Source organism: Desulfosporosinus sp. OT (genome assembly GCF_000224515.1).
Taxonomy (GTDB): domain Bacteria; phylum Bacillota; class Desulfitobacteriia; order Desulfitobacteriales; family Desulfitobacteriaceae; genus Desulfosporosinus.
The window spans coordinates 1-6,710 of the sequence record NZ_AGAF01000033.1 but is presented as its reverse complement, the minus strand read 5'-3'; the positions used below and the strand labels follow the sequence as shown (position 1 = coordinate 6,710).

The 6,710-nt window shown below is 37.7% G+C and carries 8 protein-coding genes and 1 pseudogene; 1 reads left to right on the top strand and 8 read right to left on the bottom strand.

The window, feature by feature from the left end; translation table 11 throughout:
* Positions 1 to 304: 304 nt before the first annotated feature.
* A complete protein-coding gene (locus DOT_RS30170; RefSeq protein ID WP_009613848.1) occupies positions 305 to 445 on the bottom strand; it encodes a hypothetical protein in 141 nt (46 codons plus the stop codon).
* Positions 446 to 733: 288 nt separating this feature from the next.
* Here DOT_RS30170 and DOT_RS02735 point away from each other — a divergent pair, with 288 nt between their 5' ends.
* Positions 734 to 1,252 (top strand): Uma2 family endonuclease, encoded by a 519-nt coding sequence (locus tag DOT_RS02735; RefSeq protein ID WP_009613847.1) that lies wholly within the window; start codon positions 734 to 736, stop codon positions 1,250 to 1,252.
* Positions 1,253 to 1,505: 253 nt separating this feature from the next.
* Here the strand turns inward: DOT_RS02735 and DOT_RS02730 are convergent, their stop codons facing one another.
* The 7 genes and pseudogenes from DOT_RS02730 to DOT_RS02700 form a co-directional block, all read right to left on the bottom strand.
* Positions 1,506 to 2,036, bottom strand: a complete 531-nt coding sequence (locus DOT_RS02730; protein ID WP_009613846.1) for an LON peptidase substrate-binding domain-containing protein — start codon at positions 2,034 to 2,036, stop codon at positions 1,506 to 1,508.
* A gap of 156 nt (positions 2,037 to 2,192) precedes the next feature.
* Positions 2,193 to 2,873: pseudogene (locus DOT_RS02725) on the bottom strand (anthranilate synthase component I family protein); the annotation flags it as partial.
* A gap of 68 nt (positions 2,874 to 2,941) precedes the next feature.
* Complete coding sequence (locus DOT_RS02720) at positions 2,942 to 3,283, bottom strand: ketopantoate reductase C-terminal domain-containing protein (protein WP_009613843.1); 342 nt, start codon at positions 3,281 to 3,283, stop codon at positions 2,942 to 2,944.
* 96 nt (positions 3,284 to 3,379) lie between these two features.
* Positions 3,380 to 3,901 (bottom strand): cysteine hydrolase family protein, encoded by a 522-nt coding sequence (locus DOT_RS02715; RefSeq protein ID WP_009613841.1) that lies wholly within the window; start codon positions 3,899 to 3,901, stop codon positions 3,380 to 3,382.
* Positions 3,902 to 3,961: 60 nt separating this feature from the next.
* Positions 3,962 to 4,546: a DJ-1/PfpI family protein gene (locus DOT_RS02710; protein WP_009613839.1), complete on the bottom strand. Its 585-nt coding sequence runs from the start codon at positions 4,544 to 4,546 to the stop codon at positions 3,962 to 3,964.
* 312 nt (positions 4,547 to 4,858) lie between these two features.
* Positions 4,859 to 5,254, bottom strand: coding sequence for a GGDEF domain-containing protein (locus tag DOT_RS02705; RefSeq protein WP_050809813.1), 396 nt, complete (start codon positions 5,252 to 5,254; stop codon positions 4,859 to 4,861).
* Positions 5,255 to 5,545: 291 nt separating this feature from the next.
* Positions 5,546 to 6,190 carry a flavodoxin family protein gene (locus DOT_RS02700; protein WP_009613836.1) on the bottom strand — a complete coding sequence of 215 codons (645 nt, stop codon included), beginning with the start codon at positions 6,188 to 6,190 and terminating at the stop codon, positions 5,546 to 5,548.
* Positions 6,191 to 6,710 lie beyond the last annotated feature (520 nt).

Here is a 6,710-nt window from a genome sequence, read left to right as displayed (position 1 = left end):
CAACTTCTTACTAATGCGTCACGTCATAAGACATTCAGTTACTCTTAACAAGATTTCAACAACTGTTTATAAATACCTGCCATAAATACCATTTCTTAAAAATACACCCTACTGGCGCAGAATGAAGGTCGGTGCGGAAGACTCTGAGCAGGCGGTCTCTTCTCCGTCCTTGACTTCAGAGACGCTCGGCCATCCTTGGCCAGCGGTTGCCTAGTTGCTCTTATGCTGTAGAAAGTATTAACGAAGTTGTACTTTTTGACAGTACAAAAAAAGATACCGGTTGAGCCCGGTACCCACTTTGCGTTCATTTAAGCTGCTGATTATTCCGGAAAAATTCTTGCCCGGGATCATTGCCGCCAATCCTCCGGAGCGCCTCCGCCATATTGACACCCCAGCGCTGTTTCGCTTTAGATTCGTGAAAAATTAGTGGTTTCTTCGTGTGCATTCCAATTGCATAAGCGGCTCTTATTCATACTTACTTTATGATATGAATAGTACCCTCCTTGCGCGGTGGAACGCTTGCTTTCTTAGCAATATATTTCACGTAATTCGAAGTCATTCCGCAGCCAATGCAACTGGTTAATACATTCCATATCCATTAGGTGAACCTCCAAGTTCCGCATTTAGAGGCATTTCATTAGATGAGGTGGATACTGAAGGTTGTATACGAATTCTCATTCGCCTTTAAAAACCAATTGAACCATGGTATAATTTTACAAAGGAGGTGCTATATTTGGAAGAAAAACCGTTGGAATTCGAGTTTGAACGTTGGGAACGTATTGATAGTGTAATTTACGATATGACACCACCTCCCTCATCTCAACACCAAGCTATTGTCGGGAATTTATATGGTGAGTTTTATACTTATCTAAAGGGTAAACAGTGCAAGGCCTTTCCAGCACCTTTTGGTGTATGGTTGGATGATGAAAATGACAACTATGTTGAACCTGATATAACGGTGATATGTGATCAATCAAAGATACACTCAAAAGGCTGTGTCGGTGTTCCAGACCTTGTGGTTGAGGTCTTGAGTCCGTCAACAGCGTTAAAAGACAAACGAGTCAAACTAAGACGCTACCGGTTGTCAGGAGTTCGGGAATACTGGATAGTTGATCCATCGAATAAGATTGTGGAAGTTTATAATTTTTCCGAGAATGTATTTACTGAACCGGCAGTGTACGGGAAAGACGAGACAATAAACAATGGGATATTGAATGACTTAGCAATTGACTTATGCAACATATTTGACTAAAACGAAGACTTTCAAAAGCTGGAAGCGTATTTTTGCTCCAGCTTTTGCATTAAGGAGCATCAACCAAGAAGCAACTAATTTCTCACGAAAATTAGCTGCTTTTTGGTTTCTCTATGTTGACATGTTACAGACTCTCAAAGTGGGAGGATTCCGAACTTGAAAAATTCGGAAAAGCGTTCCGTCATTTCGATTTGAAGCTGAATCGCTTCTTTGTGATGTAAAAAATAATCAATAAATGTCAAAGTGCGGTCCTTTAAGGACCTGTTTCCATCAAGGTATATTTTTCTTCCTTTGAAAAAGCAATAAATTGGGAGATATACCCGATCAGAACATTGAGATCTTGTATCTCATCAATTGCTTTTACAATGCCATCGGCCTCTCTGAATTTAGCTCCAATTTGATGAGCTGTCGTTTTAATATAGCCCATCATTTCCTTTTGACTAATTTCATTAAGGTCGATTACTTCCGGCGCCGCCACTGTTTTTCCGGTGATCATCGTTTCCCTAATGTTGATATCCATTACGGTCACTCGATTTAAGACCTTCACTTGAACACGATATCCTTTTTCGCTGGGATTCACCTTTAGGATTTCAAGAGCAACGCCTGTTGTGTGGAAATCCTCCACTTTGGTCTCATGTCGGTCCCGATGCCGCTTGACTGGCAAGGCCACTATCTCTTCATTTTTATCACGAAAGCAAGTCAACTCATCCTCGCTGAGACGATCGATCTTTAAGGGATAGGTCATGCCCGGCAACAATACAAGATCTTCTATTGATAATATCATATACATTATCCTTTCTTTATTAAATGAATGATTTCCTCTTTTCTGTCTAATTATCGTAGAGTAACAAAAATGAAGCAGGTAAAGAGTATAGAAAAAAGACCTCCGCAAAGAGGTCTCTACTTATTTTTTCACTATATGGGTGGTCAAGGGCAATAATTATAATATTGCCTCCAGTAAGGCCTTGGCTTTTTGTTCAGTTTCTTCAAATTCAAATTCCAATTCGGATTCACAGGTGATCCCGCCGCCAACCCCCAAATGGTAGATTCCGTCTTGATAAACTGCGGTACGGATCACGATATTAAAATCACAGCTATTATCGAAAGAAAGATAACCGATGGACCCGGTATAAAGCCCTCGGCGTGAATGTTCTACTTCATCAATGATTTCCATGGCTCTCCGTTTCGGTGCCCCGGTGATTGATCCGCCGGGGAACATTGCCATTAAGAGATCCATGGCCGTCATACCTTCTTTTAGTTTTCCGACAATCGTCGACACCAGGTGGAATACCGTCGCATAAGCTTCAACATCAAACAACTGGGTAACTTCCACACTGCCTGGTTCGCAGACCTTGTTCAGGTCGTTCCGCTCCAAATCAACGATCATCAATAACTCGCTGCGATCTTTAGAGGAATGCAATAACTCCGTCCGCAGGGCGTCATCCTCTTCCGGGGTTTCACCTCTTTTTCTGGTCCCTTTTATGGGGCGTGTCTCCGCAATACCGTCCCCTAATTTTAGAAACCGCTCCGGCGAAGAACACACAATCTTAAAATCCCTAAAGTTCAAATAGCCGCTAAAGGGTGCGGGGTTCGTCTTATGGAGCCGTAAGAACACCTCATGGCCTTTATTTATAAGTTTACTCATTTTTAGGTTATGTCGAGTTATTTTTTCAAGCTAAGCCCCTCTTTCTATTCCGTAATTAGGCTTTCTACATCGTAAAGCCGTGGTGCCTTTATGCCGTACTTTCTGGCTTCTGAAATAACTTCCTGTACGGCATAACCAACTTTAGTGTGGTTATGCGCTACAAGTGCATAGGTCATGCTTTTAGGTGAAAAAATAACGTTACTCATAAGAAATCCAATAACTCTCGATGGTAGGTCGCTCATTATTTTTGTCATAACATCAAGTTTTGAGCCTTTTGCTTTCAAAACAGGGATAATTTCTTTCATATTACGACCTATTCCAACGAGCGCTTCGGGTGAAGAAATTACTTTTTCAAAACTGCCACTTTTTAAGACTTCGACTTCCATTGCAGCGTTTAATGCAAACTAAACAAATTGATATTAAATAGTTAAATCACATTAACTTCTTCATGCAATGTTATTTTACACAACTATAAAAATCAATTATCTCATAATTTTGAGTGTTTCGTCCAGTGAAATACATTCCGCATATCTACGATTCCACATAAATTCATTGTAATATTGATATGTTTGTTCTGCTGACATAAACTTGTTATCAACTGTTGTATTTGAATTACCTGGAACTATCATACGAAATCCATGTTCAAATCCACATTTTATAGTGGCATCAATACAATAATCTGTTTGAAGTCCAACAATGATTATTTCTTTTTCTCCCTGGCTTATTAAATATTCTAATAAACCAGTTTCTTTGAAAGCACTATTAACTTGTTTATCAAATATCCTCTCTTGATTAGATGGCTTAAATTTTTCGAATATTTCAAAACCATTAGTTCCTTTTGTTAATCCACTTTCAGGACCATCATCATGCCGTACATATATTACTTCAATATTATTTTTTCTAGCTGTATCAATGATTTTTTCTATATTTGATACAAACAAATGGAAATTGTATAATTTTTCATTTGTTATTAATTTTTGTGTATCAACAACTAATAAAACCATTTTTTACTCCCTTCGTTAATCAAATTGGAAGATTAATTGGTTGCACTATATTTCCCAAAATTACACTAATGAAAATCCCATTGCTTTTCTAACTACTTCCATCTGTTCCTTCGAAGTCAATAACTCCAATAGTTTAAATGCAACTCCAGGTGCAGTCTCTGGACAGTAAGACGTAATAATATTTTTATCCATTACAATGGGTTCATTAACTACATCCACTAAAAATTCTGCCAATTTCTCTTGACTACCATCTCCTAAATGGTAGGTTGTAGCTTTACGATTCCTCAACACCCCACTTTTTCCTAAAGGTAATGCTGCAACACAAATCGTTGCAATTATTTTTCCCTTAATATCAAATTCCCTAATGAGATTTAAGAACTTTTCATCATATGCTTCTTCATAAAATCCATATGCTTCAAATCCCCCTGGAATTGCTAATGCATCATATTCATCAACATTTATTTCATCTATTATCCGATCTACTAATATTGGGATATTAAAGGTACTCATAACTTCTTTCTTAAATCCACAAGTTTCAACTTGTACATCATATCCATAATTATTTCTTGCCCACCCTAATACATCTACAAAGACACTAAATTCCATCGTTTCAAATCCTTTTGCTAAAAGCAATAATGTTTTCATAGTAACCTCCACGTAATAGTTTCGCTTCAAAAGCTTTATTTGCGATATGAATAAAATTATTCTACAATTTACCAAGAAATCCTGCATATCAAGTTAGGCGTAAAAAACCCAAGCCTAAATATTGCCCGTATATCGGGGTAATATCCAACACTTATACCAATTGACTTGGAAATTAACTTCCACTAATCCTACTAACTATGACCATGCACCTGGGCATCAGACAAAAAAATCTTCCGAAACAACTATATCCATAGACGAATCTAATATGTCTAAATCACATACAATCTTTGGTATTTGGTGAGTCCGGCTTGTTTAACCTCCAAGGAAGATGCTATTTTGCATGTAATCCTCAGCATTGTTCATGACTTTAAATATATCTTCACAAGCGCTTCTTTTTGTCTCCCAGCCAAAGGAGATACTCATACTTAATGAGTTGACATATTCATTTGAGCATCGTTTTTTAATTCTATTTATAATTTCTATTACTTCTTTACTATTAGTGTTTGGCAGTACTATCACAAATTCATCTCCGCCCCACCGACCAACAATATCCTCTGATCTGCAAGAATTTCGAATAGCTCCTGCTGCTTTATGTAAAAGTTCATCTCCTCTTTCATGCCCAAAAGCATCATTTACAAGTTTCAACCTATTTACATCTCCCATTATGATAGAAATAGGCAGATTTCTTTCAGATCTTTTTCCCCTCATATTGCATCCTCCATATTTAGAGTGACAGATATTGTAAATATTAATTAATCATTGTGTCAATTTGGAATTGAAAATGTCAATGGTATAACTATCTGAAAAGGACTTCGGAACTCTCGATATCGAAACGGTTGTTAAACAACAGAAGATTCATTTTAAAATTTTGTCATTATATCCTATTTTTCCTTTTATTTCGCGTAAATTAATCCAAGGAAAAGACAAAGCCAAACTTTCTAACGGTCTGGCTCTGCAATAGGATTTTGCAAGTCATTATTGATATAGACCCATATCTGGTCAAGAAAGAGTTTTTCTATTCTTCAGAATTGACCCCAATAATTTACCAACTCGATGGGCTTCAAAAACCGCTTCCGTCTGATCTCTAAAATGTGGCGGATAATGCTCATCCTTAATCTCATTGATAAAACCATGATCTCTAACAACATTTCCCACTCCGCAATTTCCACCAAATCCGCATGTATAACATTGCGAATATCCAATAGAAGCTACTGATTCAACAATGGCCATCATTTGAGTATCAAAGACCTTCTTTATAAAGTTGTGAACTGTGTTTTCTTTTTCTCTTGCATATTCCACACTGACAATAACCGCTAATTTTCCGGCTAGGCTAAATACTTCGCGGTGTCGAAAGCAAAACATACGTTCCAAGAAAGCATGTCCTAGTGCATTAATTGTTCCACCGTAATTCGGCGCACCAAATACTATAGCATCAGCCTTTAATAGTTTACTGGCTATTTCATTCCAGTCATCCATTTGCTTGCATATGTTGTCAGTTGCACACCTGACACATCCGATACAGCCGTTAATCTTTTTGCCCGATAAGGATATATACTCATATTCCTCATCACTGCACTCAAGTATTTCCTTAACTACAGAACTTGTAACTCCTTCTTTTCTTCCGGCACTTATACCAATAATCATTATAGTCGCTCCCTTTAAGTTCAAATTAGAATGTAATATTCGTTTCAACTTCCCCACGATTATGGGCAGGTATTAAACATTCACCCGGGTCATACTGGTGATCAATTGATTCAATCAAGTCATTTAAATATGGGTTAGGTGTTCAGGTATTGATTTATTACCATTCATTTTGCACCTCGTTCCACATTTAACACAAAAATACCCACCAAAAACGCCCAAAACGCTTCGGTGGGTGCAAGACTCAGTTCTTGACTTCTGGCTAAGCTTTATCAGGACGGCTAGTTTCTCTTGAACTAAGCGGGGCGTGGGTTGCATTAAATTGAGTAAATGTAATACCGTAAGCAATGATTATAAAACTAAATGAAGAATCCCAGATATACCTTTCTGCCCATTTGATTCCATTTTGATAAGAGTATCAATGAATACACTGAAATAGGCAGGGAAGAAATTCATAAAAGACTTGAATACGTGGATGTAGATAAGCTTCTTGTATCCACCTTTTGCGGAAAGACGAGCAGGG

Excerpts from the sequence above, each read along its gene's own strand:
- DOT_RS30170 (WP_009613848.1), bottom strand. The coding sequence starts at position 445 with ATGCACACGAAGAAACCACTAATTTTTCACGAATCTAAAGCGAAACAG.
- DOT_RS02730 (WP_009613846.1), bottom strand. The coding sequence starts at position 2,036 with ATGATATTATCAATAGAAGATCTTGTATTGTTGCCGGGCATGACCTAT.
- DOT_RS02720 (WP_009613843.1), bottom strand. The coding sequence starts at position 3,283 with ATGGAAGTCGAAGTCTTAAAAAGTGGCAGTTTTGAAAAAGTAATTTCT.
- DOT_RS02715 (WP_009613841.1), bottom strand. The coding sequence starts at position 3,901 with ATGGTTTTATTAGTTGTTGATACACAAAAATTAATAACAAATGAAAAA.
- DOT_RS02710 (WP_009613839.1), bottom strand. The coding sequence starts at position 4,546 with ATGAAAACATTATTGCTTTTAGCAAAAGGATTTGAAACGATGGAATTT.
- DOT_RS02705 (WP_050809813.1), bottom strand. The coding sequence starts at position 5,254 with ATGAGGGGAAAAAGATCTGAAAGAAATCTGCCTATTTCTATCATAATG.
- DOT_RS02700 (WP_009613836.1), bottom strand. The coding sequence starts at position 6,190 with ATGATTATTGGTATAAGTGCCGGAAGAAAAGAAGGAGTTACAAGTTCT.